Annotated in this window: 32 protein-coding genes; 1 reads left to right on the top strand and 31 read right to left on the bottom strand. The window is 72.2% G+C overall.

Annotated elements, in window-relative coordinates:
- Positions 1–23: 23 nt before the first annotated feature.
- From HW445_RS01270 to HW445_RS01205, 14 genes are all read right to left on the bottom strand, one after another.
- Positions 24–569 (bottom strand): phage gp6-like head-tail connector protein, encoded by a 546-nt coding sequence (locus tag HW445_RS01270; RefSeq protein ID WP_180219161.1) that lies wholly within the window; start codon positions 567–569, stop codon positions 24–26.
- A 4-nt stretch (positions 570–573) separates the two neighbouring features.
- A complete protein-coding gene (locus HW445_RS01265) occupies positions 574–840 on the bottom strand; it encodes a hypothetical protein (protein WP_180219160.1) in 267 nt (88 codons plus the stop codon).
- 11 nt (positions 841–851) lie between these two features.
- Positions 852–1,154 carry a hypothetical protein gene (locus HW445_RS01260; protein WP_180219159.1) on the bottom strand — a complete coding sequence of 101 codons (303 nt, stop codon included), beginning with the start codon at positions 1,152–1,154 and terminating at the stop codon, positions 852–854.
- Between the two features lie 73 nt (positions 1,155–1,227).
- A complete protein-coding gene (locus HW445_RS01255; RefSeq protein ID WP_180219158.1) occupies positions 1,228–2,727 on the bottom strand; it encodes a phage major capsid protein in 1,500 nt (499 codons plus the stop codon).
- The gene (locus tag HW445_RS01250; protein ID WP_257230758.1) at positions 2,727–3,701 is read right to left on the bottom strand and encodes an HK97 family phage prohead protease; all 975 of its coding nucleotides are present in this window, start codon (positions 3,699–3,701) and stop codon (positions 2,727–2,729) included. Before HW445_RS01250 ends, HW445_RS01255 begins: the two co-directional genes overlap by 1 nt.
- Complete coding sequence (locus HW445_RS01245) at positions 3,701–5,053, bottom strand: phage portal protein (protein WP_180219157.1); 1,353 nt, start codon at positions 5,051–5,053, stop codon at positions 3,701–3,703. Before HW445_RS01245 ends, HW445_RS01250 begins: the two co-directional genes overlap by 1 nt.
- The gene (locus HW445_RS01240) at positions 5,050–5,238 is read right to left on the bottom strand and encodes a hypothetical protein (protein WP_180219156.1); all 189 of its coding nucleotides are present in this window, start codon (positions 5,236–5,238) and stop codon (positions 5,050–5,052) included. Before HW445_RS01240 ends, HW445_RS01245 begins: the two co-directional genes overlap by 4 nt.
- Positions 5,220–6,611 carry a terminase gene (locus tag HW445_RS01235; protein WP_308798073.1) on the bottom strand — a complete coding sequence of 464 codons (1,392 nt, stop codon included), beginning with the start codon at positions 6,609–6,611 and terminating at the stop codon, positions 5,220–5,222. The genes HW445_RS01240 and HW445_RS01235 overlap by 19 nt, the downstream gene beginning before the upstream one ends.
- 85 nt (positions 6,612–6,696) lie before the next feature.
- The gene (locus tag HW445_RS01230) at positions 6,697–6,954 is read right to left on the bottom strand and encodes a hypothetical protein (protein ID WP_308798071.1); all 258 of its coding nucleotides are present in this window, start codon (positions 6,952–6,954) and stop codon (positions 6,697–6,699) included.
- Between the two features lie 317 nt (positions 6,955–7,271).
- On the bottom strand, positions 7,272–7,712 hold the full coding sequence (locus HW445_RS01225; RefSeq protein ID WP_180219155.1) for a hypothetical protein: 441 nt from the start codon (positions 7,710–7,712) through the stop codon (positions 7,272–7,274).
- A 4-nt stretch (positions 7,713–7,716) separates the two neighbouring features.
- Positions 7,717–8,067, bottom strand: a complete 351-nt coding sequence (locus HW445_RS01220; RefSeq protein WP_180219154.1) for a hypothetical protein — start codon at positions 8,065–8,067, stop codon at positions 7,717–7,719.
- A 2-nt stretch (positions 8,068–8,069) separates the two neighbouring features.
- On the bottom strand, positions 8,070–8,348 hold the full coding sequence (locus HW445_RS01215; RefSeq protein ID WP_180219153.1) for an HNH endonuclease: 279 nt from the start codon (positions 8,346–8,348) through the stop codon (positions 8,070–8,072).
- 16 nt (positions 8,349–8,364) lie between these two features.
- The gene (locus HW445_RS01210) at positions 8,365–8,631 is read right to left on the bottom strand and encodes a hypothetical protein (protein WP_180219152.1); all 267 of its coding nucleotides are present in this window, start codon (positions 8,629–8,631) and stop codon (positions 8,365–8,367) included.
- Positions 8,632–8,801: 170 nt separating this feature from the next.
- Positions 8,802–9,017: a hypothetical protein gene (locus tag HW445_RS01205; RefSeq protein WP_180219151.1), complete on the bottom strand. Its 216-nt coding sequence runs from the start codon at positions 9,015–9,017 to the stop codon at positions 8,802–8,804.
- 100 nt (positions 9,018–9,117) lie between these two features.
- On the opposite strand from HW445_RS01205, the gene HW445_RS01200 reads away from it, so the two are divergent.
- On the top strand, positions 9,118–9,312 hold the full coding sequence (locus tag HW445_RS01200; protein ID WP_180219150.1) for a hypothetical protein: 195 nt from the start codon (positions 9,118–9,120) through the stop codon (positions 9,310–9,312).
- 57 nt (positions 9,313–9,369) lie between these two features.
- Here HW445_RS01200 and HW445_RS33100 read toward each other — a convergent pair whose 3' ends face one another.
- The 17 genes from HW445_RS33100 to HW445_RS01120 form a co-directional block, all read right to left on the bottom strand.
- Entirely contained in the window at positions 9,370–9,504 is a 135-nt protein-coding gene (locus HW445_RS33100; protein WP_257230757.1) for a hypothetical protein, read from the bottom strand.
- Between the two features lie 88 nt (positions 9,505–9,592).
- Positions 9,593–9,838 (bottom strand): hypothetical protein, encoded by a 246-nt coding sequence (locus HW445_RS01195; RefSeq protein WP_180219149.1) that lies wholly within the window; start codon positions 9,836–9,838, stop codon positions 9,593–9,595.
- Between the two features lie 16 nt (positions 9,839–9,854).
- Entirely contained in the window at positions 9,855–10,496 is a 642-nt protein-coding gene (locus tag HW445_RS01190) for a hypothetical protein (protein ID WP_180219148.1), read from the bottom strand.
- A complete protein-coding gene (locus tag HW445_RS01185) occupies positions 10,496–10,900 on the bottom strand; it encodes a hypothetical protein (RefSeq protein ID WP_180219147.1) in 405 nt (134 codons plus the stop codon). The genes HW445_RS01190 and HW445_RS01185 overlap by 1 nt, the downstream gene beginning before the upstream one ends.
- A gap of 10 nt (positions 10,901–10,910) precedes the next feature.
- A complete protein-coding gene (locus tag HW445_RS01180; RefSeq protein WP_180219146.1) occupies positions 10,911–11,528 on the bottom strand; it encodes a hypothetical protein in 618 nt (205 codons plus the stop codon).
- Positions 11,525–12,655 (bottom strand): hypothetical protein, encoded by a 1,131-nt coding sequence (locus HW445_RS01175; protein ID WP_180219145.1) that lies wholly within the window; start codon positions 12,653–12,655, stop codon positions 11,525–11,527. The genes HW445_RS01180 and HW445_RS01175 overlap by 4 nt, the downstream gene beginning before the upstream one ends.
- The gene (locus HW445_RS01170) at positions 12,652–12,834 is read right to left on the bottom strand and encodes a hypothetical protein (protein WP_180219144.1); all 183 of its coding nucleotides are present in this window, start codon (positions 12,832–12,834) and stop codon (positions 12,652–12,654) included. The genes HW445_RS01175 and HW445_RS01170 overlap by 4 nt, the downstream gene beginning before the upstream one ends.
- A 124-nt stretch (positions 12,835–12,958) precedes the next feature.
- Positions 12,959–13,171 (bottom strand): hypothetical protein, encoded by a 213-nt coding sequence (locus HW445_RS01165; protein WP_180219143.1) that lies wholly within the window; start codon positions 13,169–13,171, stop codon positions 12,959–12,961.
- A 32-nt stretch (positions 13,172–13,203) separates the two neighbouring features.
- Positions 13,204–13,818, bottom strand: a complete 615-nt coding sequence (locus tag HW445_RS01160; protein WP_180219142.1) for a hypothetical protein — start codon at positions 13,816–13,818, stop codon at positions 13,204–13,206.
- A 62-nt stretch (positions 13,819–13,880) separates the two neighbouring features.
- Entirely contained in the window at positions 13,881–14,495 is a 615-nt protein-coding gene (locus HW445_RS01155; protein WP_180219141.1) for a hypothetical protein, read from the bottom strand.
- Positions 14,492–14,674, bottom strand: coding sequence for a hypothetical protein (locus HW445_RS01150; RefSeq protein WP_180219140.1), 183 nt, complete (start codon positions 14,672–14,674; stop codon positions 14,492–14,494). The genes HW445_RS01155 and HW445_RS01150 overlap by 4 nt, the downstream gene beginning before the upstream one ends.
- Positions 14,671–15,099: a hypothetical protein gene (locus tag HW445_RS01145; RefSeq protein WP_180219139.1), complete on the bottom strand. Its 429-nt coding sequence runs from the start codon at positions 15,097–15,099 to the stop codon at positions 14,671–14,673. Before HW445_RS01145 ends, HW445_RS01150 begins: the two co-directional genes overlap by 4 nt.
- Positions 15,096–15,242, bottom strand: a complete 147-nt coding sequence (locus HW445_RS01140; protein WP_180219138.1) for a hypothetical protein — start codon at positions 15,240–15,242, stop codon at positions 15,096–15,098. Before HW445_RS01140 ends, HW445_RS01145 begins: the two co-directional genes overlap by 4 nt.
- On the bottom strand, positions 15,239–15,751 hold the full coding sequence (locus tag HW445_RS01135; protein ID WP_180219137.1) for an Lsr2 family protein: 513 nt from the start codon (positions 15,749–15,751) through the stop codon (positions 15,239–15,241). Before HW445_RS01135 ends, HW445_RS01140 begins: the two co-directional genes overlap by 4 nt.
- Entirely contained in the window at positions 15,748–16,554 is an 807-nt protein-coding gene (locus tag HW445_RS01130) for a hypothetical protein (RefSeq protein WP_180219136.1), read from the bottom strand. The genes HW445_RS01135 and HW445_RS01130 overlap by 4 nt, the downstream gene beginning before the upstream one ends.
- The gene (locus HW445_RS01125) at positions 16,551–16,727 is read right to left on the bottom strand and encodes a hypothetical protein (protein WP_257230756.1); all 177 of its coding nucleotides are present in this window, start codon (positions 16,725–16,727) and stop codon (positions 16,551–16,553) included. The genes HW445_RS01130 and HW445_RS01125 overlap by 4 nt, the downstream gene beginning before the upstream one ends.
- Positions 16,728–16,774: 47 nt before the next feature.
- On the bottom strand, positions 16,775–16,976 hold a 202-nt coding region (locus HW445_RS01120), incomplete at its 5' end, for a hypothetical protein (RefSeq protein ID WP_180219134.1).

The following is a 16,976-nucleotide window of genomic DNA, read 5'->3' as shown; positions in this document are numbered from 1 at the left end:
AGTCGTTGTGGTTACGAGGGGCATCACGCCACCGCCGGGGGGAGCCGCCACTGCTCCAGGAGTTCCAGCACCCGGTTCGGTACGGCGTAACCCAGGCCCGGCACTGCCGCCGACACCGAGTAGTCGTCACCGCCCCCGAACACCGGCCCGCGGGCCGCGCGCTGGGTGCGCCACAGGTGCTGGACCAGGATCCGGGCCGCGAGGTTGACCGTGGCCGGTACCGGCTCGGCGCGGCCGGCCGTGTAGGTCACCCGCCACCGGCCGGGCAGCCGCCCACCGTCCGCGCGGACCACCAGCCCCGCCTGCTCGTCGAGGGCCAGGCCGCCGACATCGGCGGCTTGGCCCCCCGGGAACGGCACCACCGACGTCACCGAGATGACCGGTGTCACCCGCAGCGCGAGGGCCTGGCCGCCGTCCACGACCTCGGACACCTGGCGGGGCTCCCACGGGCCGATCAGCCGCTCGATCACGGGGCCGACCGCGTCGACGTATGCCTGCAGCTCTTCGTCCTCACCGGTGCCGGTGATGTTGAGCTGGGCCTTCGCGTCGTCCAGCGTCAGCAGTGCCATGCCGTCACCCCGCCGCCGGGGGCTTCCTCTGGGCGGCCTTCCGTCCCGGCTGCCGTGGCGAGGTCAGAGACCGCGGCTCTCCCGGGTCTGCGGTCGCCTGCTCCACCGTCCGGGGCGCCCGCTGCGCGACGTGCGCGTCGACGTCCTCGAACAGTCGCTCTCGACCCTTCAGGACCGGGTCGTCGTCCTGCACCAGGTCCCCGGTGCGGACGACGCGCGGCACCCCGTCGAGGTAGGCGGTGAAGGGCTGGGTGGCTCGCTTGATTGCCACAGGCTTCCTCCTCAGACCTTGTCGGCGGTGTCACCGAGGCCGTGCGGGCCCGGCGACTTGGCACCCTTGCGCTTCCCGGCCGAGGAGCGGCGGGCGCGCCTCGCGAAGGTCTTCTCCTCGCCGAGCTCCGGCCCGTCGACCTGCTGCGGCTTCGCCGGGAACGTCTCCAGCTTCGGCCGCTGGTCGCCGGTCCGGTTGTCCAGCCGCGGGTCGATGCCCGGCTCGTCGGCGTCGACGGCCAGCTCGCGCGTCTCCACCTGGTCCGTGTCGCTGTCGGTGGTCTTGGAGCCGTTCGGCTCGTTCTTCTCCGTCATGGAGCTACTCCTCCTCAAGAGCGAGCCAGCCCGGCCGGAAGGGTCCGGCCGGGCTGGCGTGCGGGGGCGTGGATCAGGTGGCGGTGGCGACGTTGAGCATGCGGAAGGCGCCGTCGTTCACGCTGTCGGCGCCGACCCGGTAGTAGGCGTACCAGCCGCGCTGGCCGGTCGGCCGGCGGTTGGCGCCCACCAGGTGCGGGATGAACTCGACCGTCATGCCGACCCGGTCGGCGATGACGTAGTTGGAGAAGTCGCCGTAGACCATGAGGTTGTTCGCCTCGGTGACGGCCGGGTTGTAGGCAGCGTCCATGTCCTCGGACTCCAGGGCCGGGCGGCCCAGGAGCTGCGGGGGAACGTCCGCGCCGATGCGCTCCCACATGTTCGCGCCGCCGCTGCTGTCGAACTGGCGGATCGAGTTGTAGATCGCCCGGTTCGCCAGCCACGACGCGTTGCCGCGGTAGCGGGCGGGCAGCGCCCCGTCGAGGGCGTAGACGTCGGCGGCCGCGAAGGTCTCGGCGGTCTTCGGCGGGATGACGCTGCCGGTGCCGGCCAGCGCGGTCACGATGCCGGTGGGCTGGCCCACGCCGGTGCCGTTGACGAACGCCGAGGACTCCAGGACGTCCCGGCCGAACGCCAGGAGTCGCGCCACCTCCTGGGTGACGTTGGCCTCGTCCTCCATCGCCTCGATGGAGATGGGAACGAAGCCGGCCGCCTTGTAGACGGGGATGGTCGGCTGCCCGAAGGACGGGGCGTCGTCGGAGACCTCGGTGGCCTCGGCGTCCCAGCTCCAGGCGACCGCGCCGGCCGAGACGCCGTTCCACGAGTCGCCGGTGGCGACGACGGTCCGCGCGGCCTGGCGGATCTGGTTGTTCGACCCGTTCGCCGTGATGATCACGGTGGGGTCGAGCTGGAACGGGACCAGGTAGCCGCCCGCCGTGTCGGTGAGGGACATCGCCCGCTCCAGGGCGCGCTGCTCCTCGGCCGAGATCATGTGGCCACGGCCGGACGCGACCTTCGACCAGGCGCGCAGGTACTCCGGGGAGGACGCCGCGAGGACCAGGCGGGAGATGCGGGAGTCGCCGTCGTCCCAGCGCTCGACGATGTGCGTGGCCGCCGACCGGACCTTGTCGTTCGCCGCCGACATCTTCTCGATGGCGGACAGGGCGCGGGCCCGCAGCTCCTGCCCCAGCTCGGCCTTCGACTTGCCGAAGGTCCGCATCTCGGACAGGTCCCACGGGTTGCGGAAGCGCCGGTCCTCGACCGAGTCGGGGTTCAGGATGGGGTCGACGTCGTAGCCGTCGGAGCCGTAGGCGACGCCGCGCTCGGTGCGGATCTGCGTCGCGGCGGGAGCCCGGTCGGCGGACTGGGTGGACGCGCGGACCCGCTCCAGCGTGGAACGGCGCTCCAGCTGGCGGCGGTGGTCGTCGACCTCGGCGAACTCGCGGGTGAGCTCGTCGAAGGTGCGCTCGTCCTCCTCGGTCAGGTTGTCCCGCTTCTCCAGCTCTTCGAGCTGGGCGCGGATGTCCTGCAGGCGGATGACCGACTGCTGGTGCGAGAGCTGAAGCTTGGGCATCAGCCGTTCTCCTTCGTGTCGATGGACGCCAGTACGCCGTCCATCAGCTCGCCGATCTCGGCCAGCTGAGAGCGCATGCGGACTGTGCGGGAAGAGAGCGACGGGTGCCCGTCGGTGGGCGGCGCGTCGGTGGTGCTGGGGGTCGGCGGGTGGCCGTCGTCGGCCGGCGCGCCGGTGGTGGAGCGGGCGGGGTCCGGGTGCTCCGGCTGGAGCGGCGCGGCCTCGCGAGTCTGGGTGGGCTGCTGGTACAGCAGCGCGGTGGCGACCTCACGCAGCAGGGCGGGGTCATCGGGTACTTGCGGCGCCAGCTGTGCGGCGTCGCGGGCGAGAGAGGCGCGCAGGCGGTGCGTGGTCTCCTCGTCATGGACTAGGCCGTCGGCGACGTCCCGGGCCCGCACCGATACGGAGGTGCTCTCGTAGGCGGGGAAGACGACAGGCCCGAGCTCGCGCATGCGGACCTCGATGAGCTCCCGCTGCAGCGGCCCGCGGTCACCCGGCATCCACAACAGGTCCGGCACCTCTTCGGGCTTGAGGCGCTTGCCCTGGGCGTCGCGCCACTCCTCGCGGACGACTTCGAACCGGAACGACATGCCGGTCACGGAGCCCTCGGCGATCGCGTCGCGGACCGGCTGCATCAGCCAGTTGTCGCTGATCCGGCCCTCGATGAAGAGTCCCTGGTCGTCCTCCCGCAGGGTCGTGATCGCCCCGATCGGGATGGAGCCGATGAGCGGGTGCCGACCGTGGTCGAACTGCATGACCGGCTGGGTCTCGCGGATCGTCTTCCGGAAGGCGCCCTTGCGGATCGTCTCGAAGAAGTTGCCCTCCCACGAGTTGATCTCGGTCGGATCGCCGAAGGTAGCCGCGTACCCGGACAGGGTGCGGCCGTCGCCCTCCTCGGCGGCGCCTTCGGCTCGGGCGAGTCGGAAGGGCGCGGACCTCTCCAGGTCCCGCGCCACGGCGGTCAGAGCAGGCATCAGGAACCCTCCTCCTCGGTAGGTGCGGGACTCGTGGTGGGCCCGGCCTGGCCAGGCTTCTGGAGCTGGACGGAGAACAGGCCGGTGTGCTGCAGCAGGGACCAGTCAGAGGCCAGGACGGCGGCCGTCGCCGACTCCGGCGTGTATCCGGCATCCAGCAGCGTGCGGATCGTCCGCGACTGCAGTCCCTGGATCTCGGCGGCGTCCCGGGCGTCCTCGCGCAGGAACGGCACGTCGCGGGCGTCGTACCAGAGCCTGACGGCACCTGAGGCGTTGACGCCGGGCGGGCGGACCAGGCGGCCGAAGGAGCCAGCCGCGTTCTGCCACAGCGGGTGGATGGTCCCGTCCGCGAACCGCCGGCGGGCCTGCCCGTAGTTGGAGTACGTCGCGGCCTGCAGCCCTTCGGACAGGCCGACGATGATCGGGGGCACGCCACCGGCGGCCGCGATCCGCGTCTCCCCGGCGCCCTGGACCTTCGCGAAGTCCATCTGCTGGAAGTCCTTGCCGACGACCGTGACGTCGGCGCCGCCGCCCAGGTAGAGCGTCTTGTAGGCGTTGTCGACGCCGCGGTGGCCGGCCTCCATCTTGTCCTTGAACTTGCCGAACGCCTCGGGGCTGACCTCGCGGTCCAGGCGGACCACGATGTTCGGGGTGGCCGCGTTCTCCAGGAATGCCTTCTTGTGGCGGGCCATCAGCCCGTCGTTCTGCGTCTCCCGGATCACAGGCGTCAGCCACGACATGCCGCGGTAGGTGGCGAGCGGGTCCGGCACCGGCGCGAAGTGCGTCACCTCGTCCGTCAGCAGCGGCACAGGCTCCTCGCCCGGCTCCTGGTACAGGTAGCCGAGCTTGCGCCAGCCCAGCTTCCCGCCTCGGTGTTCGCGCGGCTCCAGCACGATCTGCATGCAGTCCGGCCGCAGCCGCACCAGCTCATCCCCGAACCGCGTCCAGTAGGAGTTGCCCGCCAGGTCGGCGTCCTGGATCACCCGGGACAGCAGATCCTGCGTCGTCGCGCCGGTCCACGGCTCCTCCAGGAGCCGCAGCTCGGAGCTCCCGAACATCGCACTCGGGGTGCCGTCGTTGAGGCGCTGCCAGATGAACCGCGGCGCGGAGAACACCATCTGCCGGGCGACCATGCACGCCCAGATAACCGGGTTGGTCGCGAACAGCTGCGCGTACCCAGGAAGGTCCCCGGGAGCCTTCTCGGTGGCCTGGCCGGGCTGGGTCTGCGTGATGCCCAGCGCCGCGAGCCCGCCGTAGCCCAGGGACTCCTGAATCGCGAGCGCGTAGTCGTCGATCGTGCTGATCGCGCGCGTTTCCGGACGGCGCCTACGGGCCTGCCACAGGCTCGTCACGGGCCACCCCCATCAGCCGGACCCACGTCCATCAGCAGTAGGCAGTAGGCCGCCAGCAGCACACCGCCGACCACCAGGCCGACCGCCAGGCCGAGGCCGAGGCCGGCGCCCGTCGCAGCACTCGCCCCGCCAGCGAGCACGCCCGCACGGGCCCGGGCAACACGGGTCAGTCGAATGCGACCCACGGCTCCACCTCCTCGCTCTCGTCGATCTCGGCGGTCAGCCCCCACATCGCCGACGTCACGCCCACCAGCGGGCTGATGTCGACGCCGACCCCGCGGCGAGCCCACGCCCACGCGTCGCCGAGGTCGCGCTTCCTGGCCCCCGCGAGGGCGGTCGCCAGCGGCGCCTGCCCGATGTGCACGATCCGCTGGGAGATGACCGCGTCGTAGAAGCGGCCGCACGCCTGCGCGACGTCCTGCCCCTTGGGCCTGAGCACCTCGACGCCCAGGGCCTCCTCCAGCTCCTCGATGAGCGACCCGGCCGGGCCGCGCGGGTCCACCACCCAGCAGCGCGGCTTCCACCGCTCCTGGAGCGCCTTGGCCCGCTCCACCACCCAGTCGGTGCCGGGCCGGTTGTCGATGACCTCGACGTGGACCACATCGCCTGTCCGGCCAGCCACGCAGATGCTCGCGTGGCTGCGTTCCGGGGTGACGTCGATGGCGAAGGCCAGAGGCTCCGCCGGCTGGCTCTCGCTGTCCAGCAGGGCGTCCCAGGCATCGCGGCCGATGACCTGCCACGAGTCGCCGTCCTGGGACGGGTACTCGCCCACGCCCAGGCGCTCCCGGGCGAAGATGTCCGGGCCCATGCTGAGCCTCTCGCGGTCCGTGTGCTCCAGCGACAGCCGGTAGCCCAACGCCGGGTTCGCGCGGGCCGCGGACTCCGGCGCCGCCGCGTCGTCGTGGTCGGTGCAGCCGACCGGGCATTCCCGGACGTGCGGGTTGATCGACCACTCCAGGTAGGCCAGCGACGGGTCCGGCACGCCGGTCTCCAACGCTCGAAGAGCGCGCGCACGCAGCCTGCCCAGCTGCATCGACGGCGCGCCGATACCAGCGCTGCCCAGGTACCAAATCTGCGGGTTCTCGACGGCCGCCATGGTCGGCATCAGTGCGCCCATGGCGTCATCGCCGAGGATCATCGCCTCGTCGAGGATGTTGCAGTCGCCGGTGAAGCCGCGGCCCGAGCCCCCGCTGCGGGCCAGGAAACGAAGCCGCTGCCCAGTCAGTAGCTCAATGGCCTCCTCGCCGGTCGTCCGCCGCACCCGCGCGACCCGCTTACTCAACTCGTCGCAGTTCCGGATCAGCGCCTCGATCCGGCGGAATGCTTCGATCGACGTCTTGAACTCGTGAGCGCTGTGGAGGATCAGCCGCTCGCCCCCGAGGAACAGGCCCCACAGCTCGCGGGCCTCGATGATCGCGCCCTTGCCGTTCTGTCGGGGCACGTTGACACATGTCTCGAACGCCGACCAGGAACCGTCCTCGCGCTCGCCCAGGCCGACGTGCAAGACGAACTGCTGCCAGTTGTCCAGCTTCAGCCCGGCGACCGCCGCGAGCTCCACCGCCTCCTGGCCCGCTGAGCTGGTGAAGGGCGGCACCGTGACGACGCGGGGGCGCTGTGCACCCCGAGCGTCTGGGATGCGCGGCTCAAGCTCCGCGCCGCTTCTTACGCTGGGCAGCAAGGTCATCGAGCTTGCCTCCCTCAGCCTTGACGGGGGTCAGCGCCCGCAAGTCCTTCATGACCGCGCGAAGCTCGCGCGCCGCGGCCGCCTTCGCGGAGGGGTTGTCGACCGCTTCGTCGACCGAGCGAGCCAGCGACTCGGCGAGCTCGGCCAGGCCGGGCGCGCGGTCGCCCACGCCCATCCCTTCGATCTCTGCAGCGATCTGACCTGCGACGAAGCCCACGATCACTCCCCCCGGGCAAGACGGATGATCTAGGTCGCTATTCACCCGGGGCTCGGCCCGAGTGAATTAGCGGGCTCACCTGAGCGATGCGACCGAAACGGACATAGGGCGCACGTGGGGCGTCTCGCCTATCTCGCTGGAGCTGCGTTCGCGGTGGATAGCGGCTCGATCGGGCCGCGCGCAAAACCGACCGCCAAGGGCTTTTGGGTCGCCCGCTCTTCAATCTCACGATGGCCCAAGGCCCCCCTCCCCCTGCAGGGAAGGCGATCATCGAGAGGGTGATCAGTCGAGGTCAGCGCCCATCCGAGCCGGGTCGGTCACCAGGAGCGGGACGACTGCCGGGTGCCGGCCGGGAGGCCGACCTTGCTGCGGTCGCGGTACCAGCGCGTCGCGACGGCCACCATGCCTGGCGTGCGCATCGCCTTGACGCGCTCCATGACGACGTCGCGTCCAGGGTCGATGGTCACTACCTGCGCGTCCCACCGCTGGTACCTGGCCAGGGCCCGGGTGCCGGGCAGGGTGTGGATCAGGTACACGTCGACCTGGTCTCGGTGCTTCACGGCCTCGTCGATGGCTGCGAACCTCGCGCGGTGCGCGACCTTCAGCAGGACGGGGTGGTGGTCCCAGCTGGGCGCGTCGGGCCCGGCGAGGGAGAGGGCGAGACGGTCGAGGTCGATGACGATGTCGTGCGCGCGAGCGTGGGCTGTGACCCAGCTGGACTTGCCGCCCGCCGGCGGGCCGGTGACGACGTACAGCACGGCGTCACCTCCGAATCAGCTTGGCCACCTCACTCATCGGGACGTCCACGTGCTCGGGGGTGAGCGTCGGTGCAGGCGCGCGTCCGAACCACGCTTCGGTGACGTCGACCCCATCGACGGTGTCCACGCGGATGGGATTGTGGCTGGTCTCGATCTCCACGACGTTGACGTCCTGGTCGAGCACGGGGACGAGGTAGCGGCGGACCAGTTCCACGAGGGGAAAGTCAGCGGCGTTGTAGTCGATGCCGTTGGCCTCGCAGTAGTCGTACCAGCCGTTCGGTGGTTCGCCGTCGTTGAAGCCCCACTTGGACAGCAGGCCGTCGCTAAACAGGGTGACGGTGGGCTCGGTGCTCATGGTCACCATCTCCTGGAAGTGGGGCCGACTGCGCGGGGTGTGACCCGGTCGCCCTTGCTGCTGTTGCAGCGCCGGTGTGCGGGCCGGGCGTTGGCCGGGTCGAGGAGGAGATCCGGGCGCCGGGACACGGGCTGGACGTGGTCCATGGTCCAGGACCAGGGGTCGCGTGGGTCGAGGGTGGGGTCGATGTCGTGGCCGCAGAGCCAGCAGGGTTCGCCGCGGCGCCGGAGGTCGGCGGCGAGGCGGCGGTAGGGGCGCCCGTTGCGGGGGTTGCCGGCCACGGGCGCCTCCTCCGGGTCACATGAGGTCGTCGCCGAGGGCCTCGCGTCGGGCGGCCTCGGCCTTCCGGTTGAGCGCGTTCGTCATCTTGAAGGCGACGAAGGTGAAGGCCACGAGGCCGACGGTGAAGAGGATGAGCATGATGTCGCCGAGGTAAGCGATGTCGCTGCTGGCGTTGGTGATGCCGAGCATCACGAACCCGCCGGCGAACCAGGCCGCCCACACCCTGAACTTCTCGACGCGGACGGCCTTCTGTATGTCGCTGTAGCTGGGCTGCTGAGCCATGTGGTCCCCCCACGGTCTGCTGTTGCGTGGGGGCATCGTAGTGGCGTGGCTGGACACGGCGAAGCCCCGCCGCGGGGGGACCGTTCGGCGGGGCTTCGTCGTGCGTTTTGGGGTGCGTTCGGGCATGCCGAACGACCGGTTTGCATCATCGCAGGTGAGCGGGCTGTGGGTCAAGCAACTGCTGTGGCCCATGCGGCGGTTCGTTCGGCGTCTTCGGCGGCCTTGCGCTGGGCGACCTCGGTGACCTCCTGGACGTCGACGAGGAGACGTCCGCGGCGGTCGTATCCGTGGCGGTGGATCCAGCCCTTGGATGCCCACATCCGGAGGGCGGATGTCGACTTGTTGACGGATCGGGCGGCGGCTTCGACGTCCACGATGGCGCTCATGACCCCATGATCTCAGGGCAGTGCTGCTGACCGGGTGACCTCGGCTGGTATGGCCGAACGCCTGCGCGAGAAGGGTGCGGCTGCGACGTAGGATCCCGGCGTGGACATCCCCGATGATCTTCTTGAGCTGGAGCGCGCTGCCTGGGCGGAGATCCAGGCCGGCCAACTGACTGCCGACACTGCTGCGGCTGTGCAGGCCCGTGTCACCGAGGTGGCCGCGGAGACGGGCGCGGACCGGCACCAGTTGGAGATGGCTGTGAAGAAGGCCGTGCGGCACCCGGCGCCGGACGCCTGAACGACGGCGCCCCGCCGGCAGGGATGCGGGCGGGGCGCGTGTCGGGTGGTGCTGCGGCTACTTCTTCGGGGTGCCGGGGACGGGCTGCGGCTTCTTCTTGACCCAGCCGCCGCGGGACGCGGAGTAGGTGGTCTCGTGGCCCTTCAGCCGGGGATCGTCCTGCTTGATCGGGCGGGGGAATCCGAGTGCCATGATGGCGCTCCTGTCTCGTGATCGGGATGGGACCGGGGCGGGTCGGCTTCTTGGCGGTTGGCGGCCCGCCCCGGGGTCTTGTGGTGGGTCAGCGGCCCCAGCAGTCGGCGAGGAGCGCCAGGAGCAGGGCCGCGGTGGCCAGCGTGCTGCCGGAGGGCAGGCACCCGTCGCCCCGGGTGGGGTGGTGGACCGGTGCGACGTGGTCGCCAGTGGCGGGGGCGAGGCCTCCGTGGACCAGCTGGCGGTGGCGGTCGCGGTCGTCCTCGGCGGCCTGCCTGGTGTCGTGGCGGTCGCCGTGGGCGTCGCAGGCGGTGCACCGGTACTCGTAGGGCATCGGGTGTCTCCGGTGGTCAGGTGATGGTGTGGTGCCGGCGGGTGTCGGCCGGGTCGCGGACGATGACTCCTCCGCTCCCCACCTGCTCGACGGTCGGGCCGTTGTTGGCGTTGGTGTTGGCGGTCTGACCTGCGGCAACAACGCCAACAGGAGAGTGGTCGCCAGCCTGGGGGAGCGGGGGGAGGTCGGCGCGGTGCACGCCGGGCCCGTTGCCCGCGGCCGTGCGCACCCCCTTCCGGGTGGGGATGCCGGCCTCGTCGAGGAGGTCTCGAACGGCCCGGGTGTCGGGCAGTGCGAGGGCCTGCTGGACGCGGGTGAGGAGGACGCCGCGGTCGTCGCCGACGAGCTCGTGGAGAAGGGTGGCGACGTCCGGCTCCTGGTCCTCGTCGGCCTCCTCGATGTCCTCCGGCGCCGGGTCCTTCTCGGAGGGCTCGTCGGTCGTCTTGGGGGCGTGCATGAGGGCGGCGGCGCACCAGGCGGCGGCGACCCAGGCCGGGGCGGTCTCGTAGCGGAGGCAGGCGTATCCGGTGAGGGCTCCCCCGCCGAGGACGGGCCGCCAGCCGTAGCGGGTGACGAGGCGGGCGGTGAGGGCGCGGCTGCCCGCGCCGAGCGGCCCGGTGAGGGCCAGCACGGCGCGGAGCCGGTCGGTGGCGGGCATCAGGCGACCTGCTTGCCGAGGCCGGAGATGGTGGTGGCGACGATGCTCCAGATGCCTCCGGCGCCCGATGCGGCGTACCAGAAGACGATGCCGAGGATGGCGACCTGCTTGGTGTTCAGCTTCTTGAAGGCGATGACGATGCCGAGGAGCAGGGCGATGGCGGCCATGGTGACGCCGGGGAAGATGCCCTTGGCGGCGTCGAGGCCCGCACCGACGAGGTCGGGGACGATGCGGAAGATGCCGCCCGCGGCCGCGTAGGCGCTGCCGGCGAGCATGCCGCCGATGAGGCAGGGCCACCAGCCGAGGGGCTTGACCTTGCCGCCGCCCTTGATGCCGAAGACGAGGAGGGCGGTGAGCACGAGCGCCAGGCCGACGATGCCCAAGTTCCCGAAGATGCTGTTCACGATGGTCCTTTCAGGCGCCGGTGCCGTAGAGCAGGACGCCGGCGGTGGCGGAGGAGACGGGGATGGCCGCGGCCCAAGCGACGAGGACGAGCGAGCGGGAGAGGCGGCGGTAGAGGGCGACGGCTCCGCCGCCGAGGGCGTAGAGGGCCAGGGAGTGGGGGTGGGTCCAGCCGGTGGCGGTGATCCAGGCGGTGGCGTCGGTGGACCACTGGACCCATCCGAGCTGCCATCCGGCGGCGGCCGCGCTGCTGTGGTAGGCGAGCCAGCGGATGCGGGCGGGGATGCGGGCGTAGGCGTCGGTGAGGGACTGGCGGGTGGCCGGCCGCCGCGCGGGGGCGGCGGCCGGTTCCTCGGCCTGCGGATCCTCGACGGCGGCCGGGGCGGCCGGTGTCTTCCACCGGCGTTCGCGCTGCTGCGGCTCGTCCTCCGCCTCCGGCTCGGCCGCGGTGTCGGGCTCCTGGGCGTCGTCGGCGTAGAGCCGGTCCCACCAGTCGTCCCGAGCGGGTGCCGGGGCCGCGGGCTGGTAGCCCGGGGGCAGCGGCGGGACGGCGGCGACGGGGGTGCCGTCTATGGCGGCGTGGAGGGCGCTGCGGATGCGCAGCTCGTCGGCGTCGGGCTGGATGCTCATGCGTATCCGCCCTCCATCGGCCGTGCCTGGGGCGCCCCGGCGACGGTCTTCTTCTGGCGGGAGAGGGCGGCCCGGATGTAGGGCTCGTCCACGACGAGGCGGCGCTGCTCGCGGAGGTGGGCGGCGATCTGCTTGGCCTTCGCCTCCGGGCCGAGCGTGGATGCGGCCTCCCAGACGGCCTCCTGGAGATTCACGGGCGGCAGCTCGCTGACCTGCGGATGCGCGGCCGCATCTGCCCTCTCGATGGTGTGCTCGGGGGTGGGCTTGTGGAGGACGAGGGCGACCTGGACGGGGTCCACGACGATGCCGTAGGAGACGAGGAGGGAGGCGAGTTCGGCCGGGGGCATATCCGGGCGCGCATCGTGGGCGACGCGGATCGCATCCGTCGGGTCCATCTCGCCGAGGCTCTCGCGGAGGACGTCGGTGGCGGACCGGTACGGCGCGGGCGCCGGGGTGCTCGAGGCGGCGGCCGCCGCAGGGGCCTCATCCGCCGGGCCGAGGCTGAGCATCCCGGCGAGGGCGGCGTCCGCCCCCTGGCGGAGGCGGGTCCGCTGGAGGTCGACCAGCTCGGCGCCGAGCTCCTGGTCGCCGACACCGACGCGGCCGACGAGCCGCCACGACCGGCGGGTGGCCCACTTCCTGACCACCTTGCCGGGGTGGTTGGCGGCGCGGGCCTGCTGGTAGGCGAGCCGCTGCACGGTCTCGGCGTTGCGGCGCTGGGCTTCGGCGTCGACGCCGGTCTGGTAGATGACGACGCGGCGGGCGAGGAGGCCGAGGCCCTCGGCGGAGGCGGTCATGGCCATCGGGGTGATGGCGTAGACGATGGCCTCGGTGGTGCTGTCGGCCACAGCGATGCCGGTGATGGCCGCGCCGATGGGAGCGGTCCAGAGGCCGGCGCGGACCGGAAGGGGCGCGGACTGGCCGAGGAGGGTGAGCCCGACCATGACGAGGGCGAGGATGAGGGCGACGCCTTCACCGGCCGCGACGACGCCCGCGGCGGTGGCGGCGCGGCCGAACTCGCTGACCACGTTGGTGTAGGTGCCCCAGCCGCCGAACGCTCCGGCGGCGACCATGGGAACGGCGGCCGCGACGAGCATGGCCTTCTGGCCCGTGGTGAGCTTCCTCATCGCGTGCCCCCGGCCTCGTTGCCGTGGACGCGGGCGAGGGCGGTCTGGATGCCGGCCTCGGTGGCGCGGGCGGCGCGCTGCTCGGGGGTGCCGTAGTCGGCGTGGCACTGGGCGTGCAGGTCGGCGAGGGTGGGGCTGCTGGTGGCGCGCGTGGGCGCGCTACGCTGCTCCTGGTCCATGACGAGGTCCTGTCTCGTTGGATGGGCAAGTGCCGACGCGTTGCTGCGCGTCGGTGCGTTAGGGGCCGGGCGGCGCGCGCGCCTCGGGTGTTCCACCACCCGGGAGCTGTCGTCCGGCCCCGCTCTATTCGGTTGTCGAGTACTTCTTGATCGCGTCGTTGATGGCGGTGTAGCTCCGGCCGACTTCCTTGGCGACTCGGTAGGAGCTGCCGAGCTCTGCCTTGCCGTCGGCGAGTGCCTCGCCGCGTCGCTGGAGCGCGTCGGCCAGTTGCGACTGGAGCTGTTCCACCAGCTCGTCCTCGCGTTGGAACCGAACCCGCCAGGGTTCTTCGTTCACGACGAGAACACTATCACGGGGGGCCGTGATAGTCACGCTGCATCGGCCGGCTGGAAGTGCTGCAGCGTCATGTAGTCCTGCGGCCCGTAGGTCGTCCCACACCACTTGCACCTCAGCTGTGTCTCGCCCGGCAGCCGGGAGATGACGGCCCCGCACACCGCGTCGTCATCGACCAGGGCGATGCACAAGCCGAGGCGCTGCGGGCGCGGCTCCGGGTCGCCAACGACCGACCGGACGGCGCTGTTCAGCTCAGCCACCTCCCGCGCGAGGTCGCCGCATGCCGGGTACTGCGCGACGATCCAGTCCAGCTCCTGGGCGAGCCAGCGGCAGTCGGTGTCCAGGTCGGCGGGCGGTGTGGCGCCGCGGTGGGGCCAGCGCAGGCGGCGGACGTCCGCCCGCCACAGGTGGATCACCTCGGTCGCGCGGGCCCAGTTCACCGTGTCGATGACGTCCTCGTTGACGGGGGAGCGGGGGCCGGCCGCGGCCTTGGTCGCCACGATGTCGCCCCAGCCGGACTGGCGGGGCACCAGGCACTCGCCTGCCTCGCGGTACAGCGCGGGGAGTTCACGCAGCCGTGCGGCCAGCTGCTCGGTGTGCCGGCTGCACAGGTGGCCGCTGGTCGCGCGGTCGCACAGTTCACACGTCATGACGGGCTCCTGGTGGTGCGGGCCGGGGCCGTAGGGGGCGGCCCCGGCGGTCGGGCGGTGGGTCAGGCGAGGGGCTCGGTGAGGAAATACGCCTTCGTGTCGGCGCTGCGGCAGTACGCCTCGGTGTGCCCGGCAGGGCGGGCACAGGGCGGGTACTCGTCGCCAGCCACACTGGTCGTGCGGCCGCACAGCTCGGGCTCGTCGTCGTCGGCGTCGAGTTCGGCGAGGCGGGCGGCCTGCTGCTCGGGGGTGAGGGCCCGCCAGGCGGCACGCCACCGCTCGCGGAGGCCGGGGCCGGCCGCTGCCGGGGCGGGCGTGGCCTCGGCGTGGTCCAGGGCTTCGCGGATCATGCGGAGCGTCCAGCGGGCGCCCACGGCGAAGGAGTCCGCGCGGCCGTTGTCGGCGGTGACGGTGTCGAGCCGAGCGATGCGGTCGAGTTCGGCCCGCACGCGCTCCAGGACGTCCTCGGCCGGAACCTCGGCGGGCAGCTGGTCGATGCTGTCGGCGATGGCGCCGTAGGCCTGGCTCTTGGTGAGGGTGCCGGCGCGGTGGTCGGCGATGGCGAGGCGGGCGCGGGTGATGGCGGCGGTGAGGAGCCGCCGGTGCTGCCGGAGATGCTGGACCTCGGCGGTGAGGGCGTCGAGCTGGTCGTCGGTGGAGGGCGGGCGGGGGGTCATCGGGTTCCCTTCTTGCGGGCGGCGCGGGCTGCTGCCCTTCTGGTGGCGCGGTTCGGCGGGGCGGGGTCTGGGGCGTCGTCCTCGACGACCTGCTCGCCGTCCCACCCGACGGTCGTCGTCCACAGAACGCCGGGGCGCGGGGTGTGCTCGCCGCGCGGGGTGGAGGACGGGGCGGTCATCGATTGCCCTGCTCGATCTCGATGGCGCGCCGGCGGAGGAACTGCGCGACGCCGCGGGCCACGAAACCGAGGATCGGCCCGGGGTACTCGCGGTCGACGTCTTCGGCGGCCTGCAGGTACGCGCTGGTGCGCGGGTCGATCAGCGGCACCGGCTTTGTCTGCACGGTGAGTGTGCGCAGCCGCCCGTACTTCTCGTCGGTGGTGTGGCCGTCCCAGGCCCGGCAGATCCGGTTCGTGGGCTGGACGTGGGTGAAGAGGTCCAGGTCGTCGTCGCTGATGTGCCAGCACATCTGGCCGGTAGGGGTCTCGATGGTGACGACGCTCCACTCCGGCTCGTCCGTGTCGGTGCGGCCGATGTGGGAGGGGTAGAGGGCGGCAAGGTGCGCTACGAGGTGGGCGCGCTCGCGGTACACGGTGTCGGTCACGGCTGCTCCTGGCGGTGGGTGGCGACGAGGTGGCGGTGTTCGTCGTCGAGCGGGTCGCGGGTGAGGTGGTGGAGGGCGAGGTGGTGGAGGGCCCAGCCGAGGGCGGTCATGCCGGTGATGACCGCCCAGGCGGCGCCGGTCATGCGGCGGGGCGCTGGCGCCAGGCGTCGAGGACGCGGCGGGGGATCTGGCCGACCTTGGGGCAGTCGATGCCGGCCTCGGCGGCCCAGGCGCGGACCTCGCGGGTGTCGTAGTCGCGGACGACCGGCGTGCGGCGCTTCTTCGCCGGGGTGGGCTGCAGCTCGTCCTGCCGGGCCTGGAGTTCGGCGAGGCGCTTCTCGAGCTGGTCCTTCTCGGCGGTGATGGCGGTGAGTTCCTGGTCGGCGGCGTGGCGCTGGCGGAGGCCGACGAGGGCGGCGCGGGCGCGGGCGGCCTGGGCCTGGACCTCGGGGTCGGAGTGCTGGTCGCCCCAGGCGAGGAGCTGGCCGACGGGGAGGGTCTGCGGCTGGCCGGGGGAGGCCTGTGTGGTGGCGGTCTGGGTGGTCATGGGGCTGGTCCCTTCGGTGAGGCGGAGACGGTCTTCTCGGGCGGCTTCCGGGCCGCCCTGGGCGTCGATCTCGTCGAGGAGGCGGCGGAGGGCGTGGATGGTCATGCGGTGGCTTGGTGGTTGCGGCAGCCGTGGCAGAGGCCGTCGGGGGTGGGGCGGAGGAGGGGGATGCCGCAGGGGCAGCGGCTGATGCCGGAGGGCTCCGGCGGGAGCGAGGCGTGGTGCTCTTCGTGGTGCTGGTCGGGCTCGGGAGGTTCTGCGGAGGGCCCGTCTACCTGTGGTTGATCGCCAACCTCAGCCATCTCTTGGGGTAGTTCTTGGAAGAACCCTGGGATGTTGGGGTCGCGGTGACCCCAACCGTTGGGGTCGCGGTGACCCTTACTCGTTGGGGTCGCGGTGACCCCTTCGGTCTGGGCGGTTTCCGGGTCGAGTTGGGGTCGCGGTGACCCCTTCTCGTTGGGGTCGCGGTGACCCTTTCTCGGGTCGGTCCAGGGGGCGGGCTTCTTGCCGGAGGTGCGGGCGGTGGACCGCAGGTACTCCTCGGCGGCGTCCCAGTCGGGGAAGGGGGAGACGAGGATGACGTAGCGGGCGGTGGTGCCCTTCTTCCGCTCGCCGCGGGTGGTGACGACGCCGGCGCGGATTGCGGCCTCGAGGTAGCGGCGGCAGTCCTTGACGCTGCAGCAGGCGGCGGAGGCGATGTCGCTGATACGGATCGCGCGGCGGTCGGCGGCGAAGGCGATCTCGCCGGAGGCGTTGGCGAGGTTGCGGAGCTGGCAGAGGAGGAGGGGCAGGCCGGAGCGCCGGAGGTATGTCGACATGGCGCGTGTCCAGCGCCAGGACAGCGCGTTGCCGAAGGCGTTCGGCACGCTGCCGGACGCGGCGGTGGGCTGCTGCTCGTCGGTGTTCAACGGTCCTTCTCTCGGCCGTGCGTGCTGGTGGTGGGCAGGGGGGTGGTGGCGCCGGTGCAGACGGACTGGTGGGAGCCGATCGGGTCGGACTGCATGAGGTCCGTGACCAGCTGGCGGCCGGTGGCCCGGCGGTGTTCGCCGCACACGACGCAGAGGAAGTCGGCGATGGGCACCTGGCCCCTCTCCGTGCGGCGGACAGCGACGCCGCCGAGCCAGCCGGTCATGCCGCGTGGACGCCGGGCTCGAGGCCGGCCGGGATGCCGTGCTCCTTGCGGCGCCGGAGGATCGTCCGGCTGGACACGCGCAGCTCCTGTCCGATCTCCCCGTCGGACATCCCTCGCGCGGCGAGGGCGCGGAGCCGGTCCAGGTCGATGTCGGCGGGCTGGGCGCCGGCCAGCGTGCGGACCGGCTCGTCCTCGGGC

Source organism: Streptomyces sp. UH6 (assembly GCF_013421635.1).
GTDB classification, from domain to species: Bacteria; Actinomycetota; Actinomycetes; order Streptomycetales; family Streptomycetaceae; genus Streptomyces; species Streptomyces abyssomicinicus.
The sequence above is the reverse complement of the archived record's forward strand: the minus strand, read 5'-3'. Positions and strand labels throughout refer to the sequence as shown.

Bases quoted from the DNA above. Each gene is read 5' to 3' on its own strand.
- HW445_RS01210 (WP_180219152.1), bottom strand. From the start codon at position 8,631: ATGGCTCAGCAGCCCAGCTACAGCGACATACAGAAGGCCGTCCGCGTC.
- HW445_RS01170 (WP_180219144.1), bottom strand. From the start codon at position 12,834: ATGGACCAGGAGCAGCGTAGCGCGCCCACGCGCGCCACCAGCAGCCCC.
- HW445_RS01195 (WP_180219149.1), bottom strand. From the start codon at position 9,838: ATGCCCTACGAGTACCGGTGCACCGCCTGCGACGCCCACGGCGACCGC.
- HW445_RS01155 (WP_180219141.1), bottom strand. From the start codon at position 14,495: ATGACCCCCCGCCCGCCCTCCACCGACGACCAGCTCGACGCCCTCACC.
- HW445_RS01180 (WP_180219146.1), bottom strand. From the start codon at position 11,528: ATGAGCATCCAGCCCGACGCCGACGAGCTGCGCATCCGCAGCGCCCTC.
- HW445_RS01190 (WP_180219148.1), bottom strand. From the start codon at position 10,496: ATGCCCGCCACCGACCGGCTCCGCGCCGTGCTGGCCCTCACCGGGCCG.
- HW445_RS01160 (WP_180219142.1), bottom strand. From the start codon at position 13,818: ATGACGTGTGAACTGTGCGACCGCGCGACCAGCGGCCACCTGTGCAGC.
- HW445_RS01205 (WP_180219151.1), bottom strand. From the start codon at position 9,017: ATGAGCGCCATCGTGGACGTCGAAGCCGCCGCCCGATCCGTCAACAAG.
- HW445_RS01135 (WP_180219137.1), bottom strand. From the start codon at position 15,751: ATGACCATCCACGCCCTCCGCCGCCTCCTCGACGAGATCGACGCCCAG.
- HW445_RS01220 (WP_180219154.1), bottom strand. From the start codon at position 8,067: ATGAGCACCGAGCCCACCGTCACCCTGTTTAGCGACGGCCTGCTGTCC.
- HW445_RS01175 (WP_180219145.1), bottom strand. From the start codon at position 12,655: ATGAGGAAGCTCACCACGGGCCAGAAGGCCATGCTCGTCGCGGCCGCC.
- HW445_RS33100 (WP_257230757.1), bottom strand. From the start codon at position 9,504: ATGGCACTCGGATTCCCCCGCCCGATCAAGCAGGACGATCCCCGGCTG.
- HW445_RS01150 (WP_180219140.1), bottom strand. From the start codon at position 14,674: ATGACCGCCCCGTCCTCCACCCCGCGCGGCGAGCACACCCCGCGCCCC.
- HW445_RS01250 (WP_257230758.1), bottom strand. From the start codon at position 3,701: ATGCCTGCTCTGACCGCCGTGGCGCGGGACCTGGAGAGGTCCGCGCCC.
- HW445_RS01260 (WP_180219159.1), bottom strand. From the start codon at position 1,154: ATGACGGAGAAGAACGAGCCGAACGGCTCCAAGACCACCGACAGCGAC.
- HW445_RS01255 (WP_180219158.1), bottom strand. From the start codon at position 2,727: ATGCCCAAGCTTCAGCTCTCGCACCAGCAGTCGGTCATCCGCCTGCAG.
- HW445_RS01140 (WP_180219138.1), bottom strand. From the start codon at position 15,242: ATGACCGGCGCCGCCTGGGCGGTCATCACCGGCATGACCGCCCTCGGC.
- HW445_RS01270 (WP_180219161.1), bottom strand. From the start codon at position 569: ATGGCACTGCTGACGCTGGACGACGCGAAGGCCCAGCTCAACATCACC.